General features: G+C 73.4%; 11 protein-coding genes. All 11 read right to left on the bottom strand.

Annotation, left to right across the window (positions count from 1 at the left end):
• Window positions 1–108 precede the first annotated feature (108 nt).
• Window positions 109–1,299, bottom strand: a complete 1,191-nt coding sequence (locus tag WMF22_RS13210) for a collagen-like protein (protein WP_438035988.1) — start codon at window positions 1,297–1,299, stop codon at window positions 109–111.
• Window positions 1,296–1,472, bottom strand: a complete 177-nt coding sequence (locus WMF22_RS13205; protein ID WP_437299446.1) for a hypothetical protein — start codon at window positions 1,470–1,472, stop codon at window positions 1,296–1,298. Before WMF22_RS13205 ends, WMF22_RS13210 begins: the two co-directional genes overlap by 4 nt.
• A gap of 788 nt (window positions 1,473–2,260) precedes the next feature.
• Window positions 2,261–2,842 carry a transposase gene (locus tag WMF22_RS13200; protein WP_437294640.1) on the bottom strand — a complete coding sequence of 194 codons (582 nt, stop codon included), beginning with the start codon at window positions 2,840–2,842 and terminating at the stop codon, window positions 2,261–2,263.
• Window positions 2,781–3,317 (bottom strand): IS630 transposase-related protein, encoded by a 537-nt coding sequence (locus tag WMF22_RS13195; RefSeq protein WP_437294639.1) that lies wholly within the window; start codon window positions 3,315–3,317, stop codon window positions 2,781–2,783. Before WMF22_RS13195 ends, WMF22_RS13200 begins: the two co-directional genes overlap by 62 nt.
• An 80-nt stretch (window positions 3,318–3,397) precedes the next feature.
• Complete coding sequence (locus WMF22_RS13190) at window positions 3,398–4,012, bottom strand: HMA2 domain-containing protein (RefSeq protein ID WP_438035987.1); 615 nt, start codon at window positions 4,010–4,012, stop codon at window positions 3,398–3,400.
• On the bottom strand, window positions 4,009–4,293 hold the full coding sequence (locus WMF22_RS13185; RefSeq protein ID WP_438035986.1) for a hypothetical protein: 285 nt from the start codon (window positions 4,291–4,293) through the stop codon (window positions 4,009–4,011). Before WMF22_RS13185 ends, WMF22_RS13190 begins: the two co-directional genes overlap by 4 nt.
• Window positions 4,290–7,802, bottom strand: a complete 3,513-nt coding sequence (locus WMF22_RS13180) for an HAD-IC family P-type ATPase (protein WP_438035985.1) — start codon at window positions 7,800–7,802, stop codon at window positions 4,290–4,292. The genes WMF22_RS13185 and WMF22_RS13180 overlap by 4 nt, the downstream gene beginning before the upstream one ends.
• A gap of 206 nt (window positions 7,803–8,008) precedes the next feature.
• On the bottom strand, window positions 8,009–10,390 hold the full coding sequence (locus tag WMF22_RS13175) for a PAS domain S-box protein (RefSeq protein WP_438035984.1): 2,382 nt from the start codon (window positions 10,388–10,390) through the stop codon (window positions 8,009–8,011).
• Between the two features lie 253 nt (window positions 10,391–10,643).
• On the bottom strand, window positions 10,644–11,453 hold the full coding sequence (gene tsaA / locus WMF22_RS13170) for a tRNA (N6-threonylcarbamoyladenosine(37)-N6)-methyltransferase TrmO (protein ID WP_437299441.1): 810 nt from the start codon (window positions 11,451–11,453) through the stop codon (window positions 10,644–10,646).
• Window positions 11,447–13,291: a malto-oligosyltrehalose trehalohydrolase gene (treZ, locus tag WMF22_RS13165; protein WP_437299440.1), complete on the bottom strand. Its 1,845-nt coding sequence runs from the start codon at window positions 13,289–13,291 to the stop codon at window positions 11,447–11,449. Before treZ ends, tsaA begins: the two co-directional genes overlap by 7 nt.
• Before the next feature lies 1 nt (window position 13,292).
• A complete protein-coding gene (gene treY / locus WMF22_RS13160; protein ID WP_437299439.1) occupies window positions 13,293–16,481 on the bottom strand; it encodes a malto-oligosyltrehalose synthase in 3,189 nt (1,062 codons plus the stop codon).
• Window positions 16,482–16,732 lie beyond the last annotated feature (251 nt).

The raw sequence follows: 16,732 nt of genomic DNA, 5'->3' as shown, positions 1-16,732 counted from the left end.
GGGAGGTTGTGCCGAGCCGCCCGGCCCCGCGGCGGATGCCCCCGCACGGGACCTGCCGGCTTCATGGGAGCGGGGGCGGGCTCACGAACCCAGACGGCGGGCTCGCCCTCAGTCGTTCGTGACGATGAACCAGCCGTTCACCATGCCGTTGCCGGTCGACGTGGTCGATCCCTGGATCGAGCTGGTCCCCTCATTGCGGACGCACATGCCGACATTCCATTCGCCCTCTGGCAGCACCGTCGTGGCAGAGACCGAGTAGGTCGTGCGGGTCGGCGTGAAGTAGTGGCTCGCGAAGGCGCCGCCGAAGAAGTTGACGAGCTCGCTGGTGCCGCGCCGCTGGTAACAGAGGCCGAGCGGGGCGACGAACGCAGCGCGGGACGGCTGCAGCCCGAGCGGCGCAGAGGCCGATCCGGTCACGCGCTGGCTGCCGGTAATGGTCACCAACCCCGTGGGGCCGACGAAGACATACGCGGCGCTGCCACCATCAAAAAGGGGAGCAACGTTGCCCGCAATCGCGATTGTCGCGACCACACCCGTCGGCCCCTGAGGCCCTCTCGGTCCCTCCGGTCCCGTCGGTCCCTCGGGTCCCGTCGGTCCCTCGGGTCCCGTCGGTCCCTCGGGTCCCGTCGGTCCCTCGGGTCCCGTCGGCCCCTCGGGTCCCGTCGGCCCCTCGAGTCCCATCGGTCCCTGGGGCCCCATTGGCCCCTCGGGCCCTGTCGGTCCCTCCGGCCCCGTCGGCCCCTCAGGCCCTGTCGGTCCCTCCGGCCCCGTCGGTCCCTGGGGCCCTGCCGGACCCGTCGGTCCCATCGGCCCCGCGATTCCGCTCGAGTTGCCCACCCAGTTGCCGCTCTCGTCGATGACGACCCTGCCGCCGATCTTCACCAGCTTCGGCGTGATCTCACCAACAGCGTTGTTCGCGACCATCGCATACGGGATGCTCCCGATCGAAGCGCGAGGCTGCATCTCCTGATCGTCCCCGACCGTGATTCCGATGTAGCGAACCGAGCCGTCAAAGACCTTCGCGGATTGCTCCTCGGTGAAGTCGAGCACCGTGGAGAAAAAGCCTTCGTCGAACGAGAGCGCGATCACCTCGCTCCAGAGCGGCTCGTCGTCGTCCTCGGCGGCGTAGATGGCGAACGTCACCGAGAGGACGTCATTGACCGGCTCGCCGTTGGCCGTGAAGAGCCGCCCCTGATGCGAGATCTGCATCGGCACGGCGGCGGCCGCGCCGCGCACGAAGCCGACGGAGGCGGCGAGAAGAACACCCATCGCGAGGACACGCCGTCCCATCCCGTTCATGGCACGCTCCCGTTCGCCCCGACCAGACCGCCCTGCACGCGGTAGCTCGGTGAGGTCGTCTTTCCCTGATTCTGCGTCGGCTGACCGAGCGTGAAGACCATGCGATAGCTCGGACTCCTCACGACCTTCCCCGCGCTGACCATCTCGCCCGCGGCGATGCCCCGATCCCCCACCTCGGGACGCCCACCTGCGCCACCCCCGCCCGCCGAAGCCACAGGATCGCCTGCACCAGCCCCGCCGGCCCCCCCGAGCCCCTCACCCCCCGACCCGGCCCCAGCCACGGACACGTCGGGACTGCCACAGCTACAGCCCGGAGACACGGCGAGCGATGCAACAGTCAGGCCTAGCCACACCGGGAATTGCAGTCGCGCCATCAACGTGTTCCCCTCTGCTTCCGGGGCTTACGATCCGGACCAGGAAGGTACGCGCCCGGCCACCAAGGTTCAATCTAATCCCGAGCCATTGTGCGACATCGCCGCTTTACGTCGGGGTCGACAGGCGGCGCCACGGGCTCGAAAGCGCGCCGGCGCGCGCACGCCGCGATCGCAAGGAGATGTCCGAGGCGAGGTGAACGCCGAGAATCCTGTCCCCGCCGGCGGAATGCCCTCGCCCCACGCTCTCCTGCCCTCCGCGCGCCCGCGCGGTAGCAGCTCCGCCGATCGCTGCCTCAACGCGCCGCGCCGCCGGGCCCACCTTCAGCCGCGCCCGGTGCCCCCCGACCGGCGGGGCGTCCGCAGAGGGAACACGCCTTTCCACACCGGTTTCCGCCCACCCCCGCCACGTGCAGAGCGGCGATCACCCGCACAGGAGACGGGCCCAGATCGGCGTTTTCGGCGCGGAAGCGCACGCCGGTGCGCTGAGCACCGAAAACGCCGAGGTGGGCCCGTATCCGAAGCGGGTGACCGTCGCTCGCTCTAGAGCGGTTTTCAGCTGGGTCTGGTACAAAAGCTGCTGCTCGGGCTCACTGATTCCCTATGCTGCAGGGCATCCCCGCTGGCGGAGCGCGAGAGCGCTCGCCGGGCGGCGCCATCCTCCGGGTTGCGCCGGCACGCGAGGGAGGTGGGCGACGCGGTGGACGGATGTAGCCGGCGTGCTGAAACCAACCTTTGGCGTCGCGATCAGTTACCAGACCGATGGCTCGGCCCATGGCTCGGTATACCTGCGGAACCGAGCGCGGGGCGGCGGCGCGGGTGAGCTCCTTGACTTTGCTGCCGCAGCCTTCCACCGGCGACAGGTCAGGCGAATAAGGCGGCAAAATCCAGAACTTTGCCCCGCGCTCCTCGACGGCAGCGCGAGCACCGGGAGCACGGTGTGCACCCAGCCCGTCGACAACGATCACATCGCCGGGCTGCACTCGAGGAGCGATCCGGTCGCGGATGTACGCCTCGAAGATGGCGCCGTTCATGGACCCCTCGAAGGCCATCGGTTCTACAGCGCCGCCGAGATTCAGCCCGACGATGAGCGTGATCTTCGGGTCGGTGTTACACGGCACCCTGCCGTGCGCCCGACGCCCGCGACGCGCACGACCGTACCGCCGCGCCATCCCGCGATGCAGACCGAACTCGTCGAAGAAGGTGATGTGGCGTGCGCCTACTCTTCGTGCTCGCCGCCGGAACTGAGCGCGGCGCTTGCGGACGGCGGGCCGATACTGCTCGCTCGCTCGAAGCGTTTTTTTTTCTCGTGATGCCCAGCCGCTGCAGCGCCCGATGCATCGTCGGGATGCTGACACGCACCTCCTGCCGCTGCTCGAACTGCTCAGCCAACTCGGCCAGCGTCCGGTCGTTCTTTTCCTCGACCAGCTTGCGCACCTCATCCAGCCCCGCCCGGTCGATCTTCGGCCCCACTCCACCACCGTGCGGCAAGGGCGCAAGGCTGCCTGTCGCGCGCACCTGGGTGAGGTAATTCTGCACAGTGTTCGGCGCGACCGAGAAACGCTCCGCTATTTCCCGAATGCTCCCCTCGCCGTTGACGTAGGCATCGACGATTCGCCGGCGCAGATCGAGACTGTACGGGCTCATGGGGCAGACCTTGGGCAGGTCCTGTGCCACGATCCGGTGCGGTCGAGCTCGGGCTGTAGCAGACTCGGCTGAAAGCCGCTCTAGAGATCGTCGCAGACCGGGGCGGCTTCGCCAGGCCCCTCGCCCGCGACGCCCGGCTGGCCCTGCGCCCCGCCGCCGCTGTTCAGCTCCTCCGAGATCGCCCCGGGGTTGAACGTCATGAACCACCGGAGCGACCACCAGAGCAGGTTGAACCAGGCCGGCACAGGCAGCCTGCGCGTGGCCCCGACCTCGGCGAGCCCCGCCGCCGCGAAGACGACCGGCAAGATGGTGCCCAGATCCGCGCGGTAATCCATCGCCTCGCGCACATCGGCGTTGATCCCGGCAAAGGCGTGCGCGACCGCGCGGGCGACGCGCGTCGGACCAGGGTGCCCCTCGGGCCGCGGCGCCCCGAGCGGGTGGCCGTCGTCCTCGCGCGCCCCGTCGACCAGCCCGGCGAGCCGGGCGCGGAGCCGCTCCGGATCGAGCCCGCCCTCGGAGCGCTCGACGATCACCGAGCCCGTCAGCGGGCGGATCGAGACAACCTCGCAGGCGGGATCGGCCGCGAGCTGCTCCGCGATCCGCTCGCACACCCGACGATGGCCGGCCAGCGCCGGCGCGCGCAGGCGGACGCGCCGCTCCAGGGCGTGGACGACGAGGACCGCCAGCGACGTCATGACGACGGCTCGCCGTGGAGCTCCGAGGCGCCGTTGCTCTTGCGCGCAGCCCGCTCGCCGCGCGCCCCGCCCGCGGCCTTCTGGCGCACCCGCTCGGCGACCTCGGCGAAGAGATCCTCGAGGTGCTCCCGCTGGCGCTCGAGCAAGCCGAGGCCCAGCCTGCCCAGGTGGAGCCCGAGCGCCGCGATCTCGACGACCACCGGGCGGAGGTGCTGCTTCTTGCCCATCAGGAGGACGGCCGTGCCGACCCCCAGGGCGAACGACGGTGGATGGAACTTCATGATGCCATGTCTCCCTTGCGCAGCCCCGCGACGCGCGCGGCGCGCACGCCTTGCTTGCGTCTCGCGGCCGCCCCCGCATCCTCGCCTGCGCCCTGGTCCGTTTCCGCTTCCGCTCTCGCGCCTGCTGCTTCCGCTTCTGCTGACGCGTCCGATTCCGCTCCTGACGCCGAGCCCGACTCCGACTCCGATTCCGAGTCCGACTCCGATTTCGACTCCAATTCCGATTCCGATTTCGACTCCAATTCCGATTCCGATTTCGACTCCAATTCCGATTCCGATTCCGCGCGCCTGCCGTTGACGATCACGATCTCGCGGCCAGCGCTCGCGGAGCGCCCCAGAGGACCGCGGAGCAGCGCGGGCAGCGCGCCCACGGCCACGGCGAGCGCGAGCTCCCCGGCGCGGAGGCGCTGCGCCCCCAGCAGGCGGCCCAGGGACCTGGAGCCGAGCGCGAGCGCCTGGAGCGCGGACGTGGCCGCGAGCGCGCGGGCCACGTGCGGGCTGTCCCGGCGGAGCGCGGCCGCCGCGGCGCCCTCCCCGGCGCCGGCGCGGCAGGCCAGGATGTGGAGCAGCTGCGCGGTCACCAGCGCCGTGAACGCCCTCGTCCCCGCGGTGGCCCGGCCGCCGAGCGCGTACGCCGACAGCGACGCGCCGGACATCGCGGCCGCGTCCACGCCCAGCGCGCGGAGATCGGCCGCGCCGAGCAGCCGCGCCGCAGGGTCGCGCGGGGGGCGCCGCATGACGCCGGCCTCGGCCGGCTCGAGCGCGAGCGCGAGCGCCGGCGCCACGTCGGTGAGCAGGTTGATCCAGAGCAGCTGCAGCGGCGTGAGCGGCGAGGCCCCGCAGAGGGCGCCGACCAGCATCGTGAGGACCTCGCTCGCGTTCGTCGCGACGAAGTAGGCGATCGCCCGGCGGACGTTGTCGTGCAGCCGCCGCCCCTCGCTGACCGCCTCGGTGAGGCTCGGCAGATCGTCCTCGGCGAGGACCACGTCGGCCACGGCCCGCGCGATGTCCGTGCCGCGCTTGCCCATGGCCACGCCGACGTCGGCCGCCTTGAGCGCGGGCCCGTCGTTCACGCCGTCGCCCGTCATCGCCACGATCGCGCCGCCCTGCTGGAGCGCCCGCACGATGTCGAGCTTGGCCTCCGGGGTGACCCGGCTGTGCACGGCGTCCGGCGGGATGCCGAGCTCGACGCCGATCGCGCGCGCGGTCCGCTCCTGGTCGCCCGTGAGCATCAGGGCGCGGATGCCGGCGCCGGAGAGGGCCTCGAGCGCCTCCCGCACGCCGGGGCGCGGCGGGTCGCGGAGGCCGACGAGGCCGGCGAACTCGAGCGGAGCGTCGTTGTCCGGCCGGCCGTTCTGCCGCCACGCGAGCGCGAGCACGCGCAGCCCCCGCGAGGCCATCGCGTCGTTGTGCCGGAGCGCCTCGCCGCGCTCGTCGCCGGCCCCCTCGCGCCGAGGCGGCGCGTCGCAGCGCGCGACGACCTGCTCGGGGGCGCCCTTCACGAGCTCGATGTGCCCGAGCTCCGGGTGGTCGTGGACCGTCACCATGAACGCGCGCTCGGCCGAGCGGCGCGCCTCGCTCACGCGCCGCGCCGCGAGGCGCCGCGCCGACACGGGGTAGCCGGCGGCGAGCGCGAACTCCACGAGGGCGCGCTCGGTGCCGCTGCCCTGGACGACCTTGCCCGCCTCGCTCAGCTCGACGTCGGCGTTAAGGGCGGCGATGCGCGCGAGCGCGTGCACGCGCGGGGCGGCGGCGTCGACCTCGCGCCCGTCCTCGCCGATCAGCGCGATCGCGCGCCCAGGCCCCGCGCCGCCGCCCCGGCGCGCGGCGCGCTCCACCCGCAGCGCGCCCTCGCCGGGGAGGAAGATCTCGGCCACCTGCATCCGGTTCTCGGTGAGCGTGCCGGTCTTGTCGGCGCAGACGACGCTCACCGCGCCGAGCGTCTCGGCAGCGGCGAGGCGGCGGATCACGATGCCGGAGCCGCGCAGGCGGCGGCTCGCGAGCGCGAGCGCCGTGGTGCCCACGGTGGGGAACCCCTCGGGGATAGCGGCGACGCCGAGCGCGACGGCGCTCCGCACGAGCGCGCGGAGCGGCCTCCGGCGCGCGAGGCCGACGACCATCACCGCCGACGAGCTCGCGAGCGCGAAGGTCGCGAGGCGCCGGCCGATCCAGGCGAGCTCCTGCTCGAGCGGCGGGGTGCGCTCGGACTCGCGGGAGAGCGCGCGCTGGATGTCCCCGAGCGCGGTCCATCGGCCCGTCGCGACGACCACCGCCGCGCCCTCGCCCGAGGCGATCGTGGTGCCCGCGTACACCATGCCGCGGCGCTCGGCGAGCGGCGCGCCGCCGTCGACCCTCGCTGGGCACTTCTCGGCGGGCTCGCTCTCGCCGGTCAGCGTGCTCTCGTCGGCGGCGAGGCCGTGCGCGTCGACGACGCGCGCGTCCGCCGCGACCGGCTCGCCGGCGCGCAGCGCGAGCACGTCGCCCGGCACGATCTCCGACGCGGCGAGCCGCTGCTCGCGCCCGTCGCGCACGACGCGCGCCCACCCGACGCGGAGGTCGCCCCACGCGTGCAGGAGCTCCTCGGCGCGCGACTCCGTGTACGTGCCGATCGCGGCGTTCGCGCCGACGACGAGGAGGACGGCGCCTGCGTCGATCATGTCGCCGAGCGCGAGCGACAGGCCCGCCGCGCCGAGGAGCATCGCCGTGGGCACCGTGAAGATCTGCCCGGCGAGGATCTCGATCGACGAGCGGGTCGCGACGCCGGCGAGCTCGTTCGGGCCGACCGCGCGGAGGCGGCGGCGCGCCTCGGCGGCGGGGAGCCCCTCGCGCGGATCGACGCCGAGCGCGCGGGCGACCTCGCCCGCGTCCTCCGCGTGGGCGCAGAGCGTCACGTCGACGCGGCGGGCGCGCTCGCCTCCGCCCTGCCCGGCCGGCGCGCTCCCACCCTGCCCGGCCGGCGCGCTCCCACCCTGCCCGGCCGGCGCGCCCTCACCCTGCCCGGCCGGCGCGCCCTCACCCTGCCCGGCCGGCGCGACCTGGTTCCCCCAGGCCCGCGCATGCCACGCGCGGCGCTCGCCCTCGCCCGCCGCGCCCTCGCGGGGGCGCGCGCAGCGGCGCGCCGCGCGCACGAGCGCGCCCACGCCCTCGGCCATCGCCCGCACGGCGCGGCGCGCGGACGGCGGCGGCGGGGCGCCGGGCACGGCGTGGGCGCCGAGCACGAGCGCGGCCTCGTCAGCCGCGTCCTCCCCCACGCGCACGAGCACCCGCCCGGTGCGCGCGCTCGCCCGCGCGGACACGACGCCGGGGATCGCCGCGAGGTCGCGCTCGATGCGCGCGGCGCGCGCAGCGTCTCCGAAGAGGCCGGCCACCTCCGCGCGCACCCGCGCGATCCCGGCGGGCCCGTGCAGATCGCGCGCAGGCGTGCGATCTGCACGGGCCCGCCGCCGCGCGCCGCCGCCGGCCCTGCGCCCGCCACGAAGATCGATCCAGCCCTTGCCCCGACGCTCCATGATCCTCCGCGCTGAGGCGGAGGCCTTTTCAAAGGTCGAGCCAGCGCCTGTGTGCGAGCGAGCCACATCGAGCCGCCGGGCCGGCGCAGCGGCGCGCCAGCGCCCTCGTCGCTGTCACGCCAGCGCCCTCGTCGCTGTCACACCAGCGCCCTCGTCGCTGTCACACCAGCGCCCTCGTCGCTGTCACACCAGCGCCCTCGTCGCTGTCACGCCCGCGTCGCCACGGAGGCCAGGAGGCTCTGCAACGAGCCCGGATCGATCGGCTTGACGAAGTGCATATCGAACCCGGCCTCGCGGACCCGGCGCTGGTCCCGCTCCTGGCCATAACCCGTCAGCGCGATCATCAGCGAAGGGGCGACGTCCGCGCTCTCCTCCAGGGCTTTCAAGGTCCGCGCCACGCCGCAGCCATCCATCCCGCCGGGGAGGCCGATGTCGCACAGGATGACCTCCGGCCGGAACGAGCGGGCCGCTTCGACCCCCGCGGCGCCCGACAGGGCCACCTCGACCTGGTGGCCGTTCATCGCGAGGAGCGCCTGCAGCATCTCGGCGGCGTCCTCGTTGTCCTCGATGATCAGGACGCGCAGCGACCTCACGGCGCCCGCCGACCTCGAGTCGGGGCCCGGCGGCGGCCCGGCGCGCTCCGTGGACGCCTCGGGCCCGCGCGCGAGCGGCAGGCGGAGGACGATCTCCGTCCCGTGGCCGACGCCCGCGCTCTCGGCCGACGCCGCGCCGCCGTGGAGCTCGACAAGACCCTTTACGAGCGCCAGCCCCAGCCCGAGCCCACCCCGGTTGCGGTCCAGGCTGCGCTCGGCCTGGCTGAACGGCTCGAACATGCGCGCCAGCGTCGCCGGCTCCACGCCGACGCCTGTATCGCGGACGCGGATCACGGCGGAGCCGTCCGGCGTCGCCGACAGCGCGACCGTCACCCGACCTCCGGCGTCGGTGAACTTGTTGGCGTTGTGGAGCACGTTGCTGACCGCCTGCGACAGGCGCGTGGGATCGCCGGAGACCCAGAGCGGCTCGATCGGCAGATCCAGCCGGAGCTCCAGGCCGCTCGCCTCCAGCGTGCTGCGGTAGTCCTCCGCGGTCTGCCGGAGCAGCCGGGGCAGGTCGCAGCGCTCCGCCCTCAGCTGGATCCTCCCGCGCGCCACGCGGGACACGTCGAGGAGGTCGTCCACCAGCCGGGCCATGTGCGCGACCTGCCGCTCGATCACGCCGCACGCCCGCAGGAGCGACGGCTCCTCGATCCCGGTGCTCCGCAGGATCTCCACCGCATTGCGGACGGGCCCGAGCGGATTGCGCAGCTCGTGCGCCAGCATCGCCAGGAAAGCATCTTTGCGCTGGTCCGCTTCCCTCAGCGTCGCCTCCCAGGCGACGCCGGCCCGCTTCCGCTCGGTGATGTCGTAGGCGATGGTGACCAGGAGCCGCCGGCCTGCCGCGTCCCTCCCCAGCCGAGCGGAGCTGAAGACCCACGTGCGCTCGGCGCCGCTCGCCGTGGTGAGGGTGAGCTCGTTCTCGCCCGAGGCCTCATCCATGTCGAACAGGGACGCCACACGGGCGTGGATGGCAGCGCTCCTCGCCCCGAACGCCCTGTCGAGCCACGCCGTGACCGTGGGGATCTGCTCGCGGGTATAGCCGCTGATGTCCGTCCACGCGCTGTTGACGCAGACGACGTGCCCGTCCTCGGCGTAGATCATGATGGGGAACGAGGTCGCCATGATGGCGCGGCGCAGCCCCTCCTCCCGCTCCCCCAGCTGGAGCTCGGCCTCCTTGCGCTCGGTGATGTCGATGATCGAGCCGACATAGCCGAGGAACTCGCCGCCCGGGCCGAGCCGCGGAGCGGCCGAGTCGATGCACCAGCGGTACACGCCGTCGCGGCGGCGCACGCGGAAATCCACCCTGTAGGCGTCGCGCCGCTCGCTGGCCCGCACGAACGCCTCGATGGCCACCGACCGGTCCTCCGGGTGCACCGCGTCGAGCCAGCCGATGCCCAGAGCCGCCGACTCGGTCTGGCCCGAGAAGTCCAGCCAGCCCCGGCTCACGTACGTGCAGCCGCCGTCGGCGCCCGTCATCCAGCTCATGACGGGCGCGAGATCGGCCACCTTGCGGAAGCGCGCCTCGCTGTCGCGCAGCGCTTCCTCGGCGCGCCGCTGGGCGGTGCTCTCGCGCCCGGTCTCCACGACGAGCCGCCGGCGCTCCGCCCCTTCCACGAGCCGCAGGCGGCTCTCGACGAGGATCTCCCGGCCGTCGCGGGTCGTGCGCCGGATCTCGCCGTCCCAGAGGCCGTCGCGCGTGAGCGCCGCCTCGATCTGCGCGAGCGGCGCCGGCAGGACAGCGCGCAGGAGCTCGTGGCTCGACCGCCCGAGGGCGTCGCGCGCCGGGAAGCCGTAGAGCTGCTCGGCCCCGGCGCCGAAATACACGATGGCGCTCGCGCCGCCGAGCTCCCACGCGAGGGCCGCCTCGCCGAGCCCATCCAGGAGGGCCGCCTTCAGCTGCAGCTCCCCCGCGGCCTGCCCCCTGCCGCCGCGGCCGTCTTCGGGCGGGGCCGCGTGCGGGACGGGCGAGGGGGCGCAGAGGCGGGGGCGCACCGCCTGATCAGCCAACCCGCAGCAACGCTCCGACCGCACCGTCAGCAGGCATCTCCGTCGAGCGCGCCGGCTCGAAACCCAGGCCAGATGTCCCCGATGAACACACCCAGCATTTGTCCGCCTCGAGCGCGTGCTGCAAGCGGCGCGAGCGTGAATCGTCACGCGAGATCCCAGGAATACCAGGCGATCTGCGCGTGCCTGGCGAGCGCGAGCAGGCGGCGCGCTGGTCGAGCGTCGATCGCTGGCCGCGCCGCTAGCCGCGGCCGAACCGCTCCACGAACCGCCGGTGCGCCTCGAGATCGGGGCCCTCGCCGCCGACGAGCTCCCTCTCGCGGTAGCCCGTCGCCACCGACAGCACGTCGATCCGCCGCCCCTCGGCCCTGAACCGCACCCGCCACGACGTCACGGCGAGGCGCATCGCGTCCCCGTCGGCGCGGATCCGGCGGTAGGGGTGCGGCTGCGGGCCGAGCGCGAGCACCCGGTCGACGCGCTCCCGCAGCGCGAAGCCGTGCGCCTCCTCGATCCACGCGGCCTGCTCGGCGGCGCGCGCGCACCACGCGACCTCGAAGCCGGGCTCGGGGTCGACCGGCGCCGCCCCGCCCGGCTCCTCCGCGAGCGGCGTGAGCCAGCCGGTGCGCGCGTGCGGGTGGGCGTCCGCGTACGGCACGTAGGGCTTGAGATCGAGCACCGGCGTGCCGTCGATCATGTCCACGCCGCCGACGCGCAGGGTGAGCCCGTCCACCCCGAGGAGCCTCACCGCGCTGAGGCCGATGGGGTTCGGGCGGTGCGGCGAGCGCGTCGACAGCACGCCGCGCCGCTTGCCGGCGCTCCGCGGGGGCAGCACCTTCGGGCGCCACCCCTCGTTGAGGTGGAACCAGAAGACCACCCAGAGGTAGTCCCACCCCTCGATGTCCGAGAGCGCGTGCTCCAGCCCGAGGCCCGGCACGAGCTCGATGGTCCCCTCCGCGCTGCCCGCGGCATGGGGCTGCCGCGGCGCGCTCACCTTGTCGGAGAACGGCGTGCGCATGACGCCGATGGGCGTGAACGTGACGGGCTTCAGCATCGCGCCCCGGAGGCGTCGGGCACCTCGACGATCAGGACCGACGGCCCCTCGAGCTCCACCCAGCCGCGCTCGATCGGGGGCCGCCGCGCCGCGCCGCCGAACCTCGGCTCCTCGCTGAACGCGAGCGCCCGCGCCTCCGGGCGGCCGAGGTCGAGCGAGAGCGCGCCCCGGAGCGCGCAGAGCGCGATCACGGCGGCCCCGCCGCCGCGGCGCTCGATGCAGATCGCGTCCGGCGAGAGCGCGTCGGCCGAGAAGGCGCCGCGCGCGCGGCTCTGCAGCGCGGGGTGCGAGGCGCGGAGGCGGAGGAGCTCGCGGTACCACGCGAGCACGCCGGCGTGCTCGGGCCGCTGCCGCTCGGCGTGGTCGAGCTTCGAGCGCTGGAACGTCCGCGGATCCTGCGGATCGGGCACCTCCGCGCCCGCGAACGCCGCGAAGTACTGGAACTCGCGCCGGCGTCCCTCGGTCACCAGCCGGCCGAGCTCGGCCTCGTGATCGGTGAAGTACTGGAACGGCGTCCGCGCGTTCCACTCCTGGCCCATGAACAGCAGCGGCGTGTACGGCGTGAGCAGGAGCAGCGCCGACATCGTCCGGAAGGCCGCCGGGCTCACCTTGTCCCCGAGCCGATCGCCGGCGGCGCGGTTGCCGATCTGATCGTGGTTCTGGATGCAGTGGACGAAGCGCGGCGGCGGCACCGGATCCGCGGGCGTGCCCCGCGGCTTGCCCGCGTGCTTGGAGATCTGCCCCTCGTAGAGCCACCCTTTTCGGATCGTCGCCGCGATGTCCTCCGCGGTGCCCGTGTGATCCTCGAAGTAGCCGTCGCGATCCCCGGCGAACAGGACGCGCAGCTCGTGGTGGAAGTCGTCGGACCACACCGCGTCGAGGCCGTACCCGCCCTGCTCGACGGGCGTCACGAGGCGCGCGTCGTTCTGGCTGTCCTCGGCGATCACGAGGACGCGCCGCCCCTCGCCGGCCGCCCGCGCGCGCTCGCCGATCTCCCGGAGGATGTGGGGATCGGAGTCGTCGACGATCGCGTGGGTCGCGTCGAGGCGGAGGCCGTCGATGTGGAAGTCGCGGATCCACATCTCGACGTTCTCGAGGACGAGCGCGCGGACCTGCTCGGCGCCCTCGCCGTCGTAGTTCACCGCGTCGCCCCAGGGCGTCTTGTGCCGATCGGTGAAGTAGCGCATCGCGTACGCGCGGAGGTAGTTCCCGTCGGGGCCGAAGTGGTTGTAGACGCAGTCGAGGATCACGCCGATCCCCGCGGCGTGGGCCGCGTCGACGAGGCGGCGCAGGCCCGCCGGGCCGCCGTAGGCCGCGAGCGGCGCGAAGAGGTCGACCCCGTCGTACCCCCACCCGCGCTCGCCCGGGAAGCTCGCGACCGGCATGAGCTCGATCGCCGTGATGCCGAGCTCCCGGAGATCGGCGAGCCGCCCGATGAGCGCGTCGAACGTGCCCTCCGGGGTCGCCGCGCCGACGTGGACCTCGTAGAGGACGAGATCCTCGAGCGCGACGCCCCGCCACCCCGCGTCGGTCCACGCGAAAGAGGGGTCAAAGACCGCCGACGGGCCGTGGACCCCGAGCGGCTGCGCGCGGGAGTACGGGTCCGGGAACGGCCCCTCGCCGTCGATCCGCACCTTGTAGAGCGCGCCGGCCCCGAGGCCCGGCGCCGTCGCCTCGAAGTAGCCGCCGCCGGTCGGGGCCGCAGGCAGCGCGCCCGTGACCTCCTGGCCGTCGGCCCCGTAGGTGACGATCTCGATCCGATCGTGGTCGGGCGCCCAGACGCGGAAGCGGACCGCGCCGCCCTCGAGCCACGCGCCCATCGTGCGCTTCGCCTTCATGTCACTGGCCTCGCTGCGCCGCCCGCAGGAGCAGGGCGACGGGGAAATCGGAGAGCACGCGGTCGAGCGGGAGCGACGCGCCGTCGCCCGGCTCGGGCGGCGCGCCCGAGCCGCGCGGCGGAGCGGCGGGCAGCGACGCCTCGAGCTCGGCGCCGGTGAAGAGATCCGTGTAGAGGCCGGGCTCCACGTCGACCGAGGTGCCGGCCCACGCCGCGCCGATCGGCGGGGAGCAGGCGCCGCCGAGCAGCCGCGCGCTGAACCGGGGCGCGACGACGACGATCGAGCGCCCGTCCGGCGCGCGGCGCGCGAAGGAGACGACGTGGGCCTCGCGCTCGCCGATCGCGGCGCGCGGCACGTAGTCCCCGTCGGCCCCGAAGAGCGCGGGGTGGCGCCGGCGCAGCTCGAGCGCGACGTGCGTGACGAACAGCTTGACGCGGCCGTCGCGCGCCTCGGCGCAGAGCTCGCGCGCGAGCGCGCGGCCCCCGCCGCGGGGCCGCGAGCGCGCGCGGATCTCCGCGAGCGCCCGCTCGCGCACGGCGTAATCGACCGAGCGGCGGTTGTCCGGATCGACGAGGCTGAAGTCCCACACCTCGTTGCCCTGGTAGATGTCGGGCACGCCCGGCGAGGTGAGCTTCAGGAGCGTCTGCGAGAGCGAGCCCCACATGCCGTGGTACGCGACCACGCGCGCGAGCGGCAGGAGCGCGCCCACGACCTCCGCGGACGAGAGCGCCTTGCGGACGAACGCCTCGACGGCGGCGTCGTACTCGGGCTGCGCGTCGATCCAGGACGTGTTGACCTTCGCCTCCTTCGTGGCCTTGCGCATGTAGTCCGCGAGGCGGTCGGCGTACGCCGAGAGCGCGTCGCCCTCGGGCGCGCGCGGGCCGCTGGCGGCGCCGAGCAGCGGCTCGATCGGCAGGCTGCCGAGCAGGGTCTGGTAGAAGAGGTACTCCTCGTTGCTGTCCGGCGCGAGGCGGCCCTCGATCTCGGCCTTGAGCGGCGCGGCGGCGGCGGCGGCGCGGTGGAGCGCCTCCTCCCAGGCCGACGGCAGCTCCGAGAGCACGCTGATGCGCGCCCGCACGTCCTCGCTCCGCTTCGTGTCGTGCGTCGACGTCGCGAGCATCGAGTACGGCCACGCCCGGTGCCGCTGCACGTTGCCGCGGTGGAACGCGAGGACGCTCGATCCATAGCGCTCGGGCTCGCCCCCGACCTCGTTCAGCGACACGAGCCGGTTGTAGATGTAGAACGACGTGTCCTCGAGCCCCTTGGCCATCACCGGCCCGGTGAGCTGCTGGAACTTCATCACGAAGTCGCAGAAGAGGTGCCGGTCCTCCTCGGGGAAGAGATCCGTGCCGTCGAGCATGAGGACCGAGCGCACGAACGTGAAGATGGAGGCCTCCATCGTCGGGTTCTGCCGGCGCGCGAGCGCGACGGCGCGGCCGATGGCGACGCGGTCGTGATCGGAGATCGCCGGCGTCCGATCGTTGATGTAGGTGCGGTAGACCGGGAAGCACGCGATGACCTCGCGCAGCGCCTCGTTCAGCGAGCCCAGGGTGAAGTCGCGGAAGCGGCGGTCGCGCTCGGTGAGGCGGTTCAGGGCGTGGGTGAGCACGTTGAGCTCGCTCGCCAGGGCCGTCCGGAGGATCACCTTCTTCTTCTCGTAGACGAGCGCCTCGAACGGCATGTGCTCGCCGATGAACCGCTCGTAGATCGCGGTCATCGGCCCCTCGCTCGAGGCGTCGACGAAGAGCTCGCCCACGAGCGCGGTGAAGTCGTAGCCGCTCGTCCCGTGGACGGGCCAGGCCTCGGGCAGCGTCTCGCCGCGCGCGAGGATCTTCTCGACGACGACGTAGAGCGGCGTGCTCGGCGAGCCGCCCGCGCCGCGCTCCGAGAGGGCCGCGCGGAGGGCCGGCTCCAGCCGGGCGAAGCGCGCTTCGGGGCGGCGGCGCGGGTCGAGGAAGCTCTTCGGCTCGGGCTCGTCCGAGGCCTCGGCGAGGAAGCGGCGCCGGCAGCGCTCGATCAGGTAGCCCTGCTGGAGCTGCTCGAAGTAGCCGATCGGGTCCCAGAGGCCGTCGGGGTGGTCGATGCGCAGCCCCGTGACCTGGCCCCGCTCGCAGAGCTCGAAGACGAGGCGGTGCGCCTCGGCGAACACCGGCCGGTGCTCCATCCGGATCGCGGCGAGGTCGTTGATGTCGAAGAACCGGCGGTAGTTGATCTCCTCGGCGGCGGTGCGCCAGAAGCTGAGGCGGTAGGCCTGCTCCTCGAGCAGCGCCTCGATCGGGTCGAAGCTCAGCGGATCGCCCGGCTTGCCGTTGATGCGCAGGACGCCCTCGGCCACCGCCGCCGCGACGTCGGGCGAGTCCGCGACGAGCGACGCGAGCCGCCGCCTGAGGATCTCCTTCTCCCGGCGCCGCTCGATCACCTTGGCCCGCTGCGTCTCGGTCCGCGGCGGCATGTTGCGGAGCCCGGTCAGGATGCTCTGCAGCTCGAGGAGCGCGTCGTGCTCCTCGCCGAGCGCGGCGACGAGCCCGGGCACGAGCGGCCCGATGATCATGCCGTACGTCCGCGGGTTCACCGGGAAGACGTGATCGAAGTACCGCAGGACGAACGCGCCGCTGTCGAACTCGATCTTGAGCTCGCCGCGCTCGAGCACGCGGCCGAAGTGGTCGCCGAGCACGGGGAGCAGCACCTTGTGCTTGAGCTCCGTCTTGAGCGGCGCCCAGTCGATGTCGAAGAACGGCGCGTAGAGCGAGCTCGGGCCGTTCTGGAGGACGTCGTTCCACCAGGCGTTGTCGGAGGTGCCGACGCCCATGTGGTTGGGGACGAAGTCGAGCAGGAGGCCCATGCCGTGCGCCGCGAGCTCGCCGGTGAGCCGGTCGAGGTCGGCGCGCTCGCCGATCGCCGGGTTGAGCGCGTTGTGGTCGACGAGGTCGTAGCCGTGCATGCTCTCCGGCCGCGCCTTGAAGAACGGCGACGAGTAGAGATCGCTGACGCCGAGGGCGTCGAGGTAGGCGACGACCTGGCGCGCCTGCTCGAAGGTAAAGTCCTTGTTGAGCTGCACGCGGTAGGTGGCGCGCGGCAGCCGAGGCGCCACGCCCTCGCACGCCGCGTCGGCGAGCCGCGCTGCCGTCGCCTGCAGGCCAGCGCCCTCCACATGGCCGCTCGTCTGCTGTTCGTCCGACGTTCCGGTCATCCCTCGGTTGCCTCCGGCGGCAGAATCTACTGCGAACGAAGCGATGAGCACCCGCGGATCTGCGCAGCTCGCGCGGCTCCTGTCGTTTCGGCGTGCGGCACGAAGGAACGGCCTGATGCGCCTACGGAGAACGCAGCAGCGATGAGGCTGGCGCCATGGATCACGCCGGGGTCACGCGCAGCTGCGGAGGAGCGGTGACGAGCTCAGCCGCTATCGGAGGCACGCCGAGCTCAGCCGTCGTCGAGCGTGCT

The organism is Sorangium sp. So ce204 (assembly GCF_051526795.1).
Lineage (GTDB): Bacteria > Myxococcota_A > Polyangia > Polyangiales > Polyangiaceae > Sorangium > Sorangium cellulosum_B.
Note: the sequence above shows the minus strand (reverse complement) of the source record. Positions and strands in the feature narration are given on the sequence as shown.

Coding starts and splice junctions, on each gene's coding strand:
- WMF22_RS13210 (WP_438035988.1), bottom strand. CDS start 1,299: ATGAACGGGATGGGACGGCGTGTCCTCGCGATGGGTGTTCTTCTCGCC.
- WMF22_RS13200 (WP_437294640.1), bottom strand. CDS start 2,842: ATGGCGCGGCGGTACGGTCGTGCGCGTCGCGGGCGTCGGGCGCACGGC.
- WMF22_RS13195 (WP_437294639.1), bottom strand. CDS start 3,317: ATGAGCCCGTACAGTCTCGATCTGCGCCGGCGAATCGTCGATGCCTAC.
- WMF22_RS13190 (WP_438035987.1), bottom strand. CDS start 4,012: ATGACGTCGCTGGCGGTCCTCGTCGTCCACGCCCTGGAGCGGCGCGTC.
- WMF22_RS13185 (WP_438035986.1), bottom strand. CDS start 4,293: ATGAAGTTCCATCCACCGTCGTTCGCCCTGGGGGTCGGCACGGCCGTC.
- WMF22_RS13180 (WP_438035985.1), bottom strand. CDS start 7,802: ATGGAGCGTCGGGGCAAGGGCTGGATCGATCTTCGTGGCGGGCGCAGG.
- tsaA (WP_437299441.1), bottom strand. CDS start 11,453: ATGCTGAAGCCCGTCACGTTCACGCCCATCGGCGTCATGCGCACGCCG.
- treZ (WP_437299440.1), bottom strand. CDS start 13,291: ATGAAGGCGAAGCGCACGATGGGCGCGTGGCTCGAGGGCGGCGCGGTC.
- treY (WP_437299439.1), bottom strand. CDS start 16,481: ATGACCGGAACGTCGGACGAACAGCAGACGAGCGGCCATGTGGAGGGC.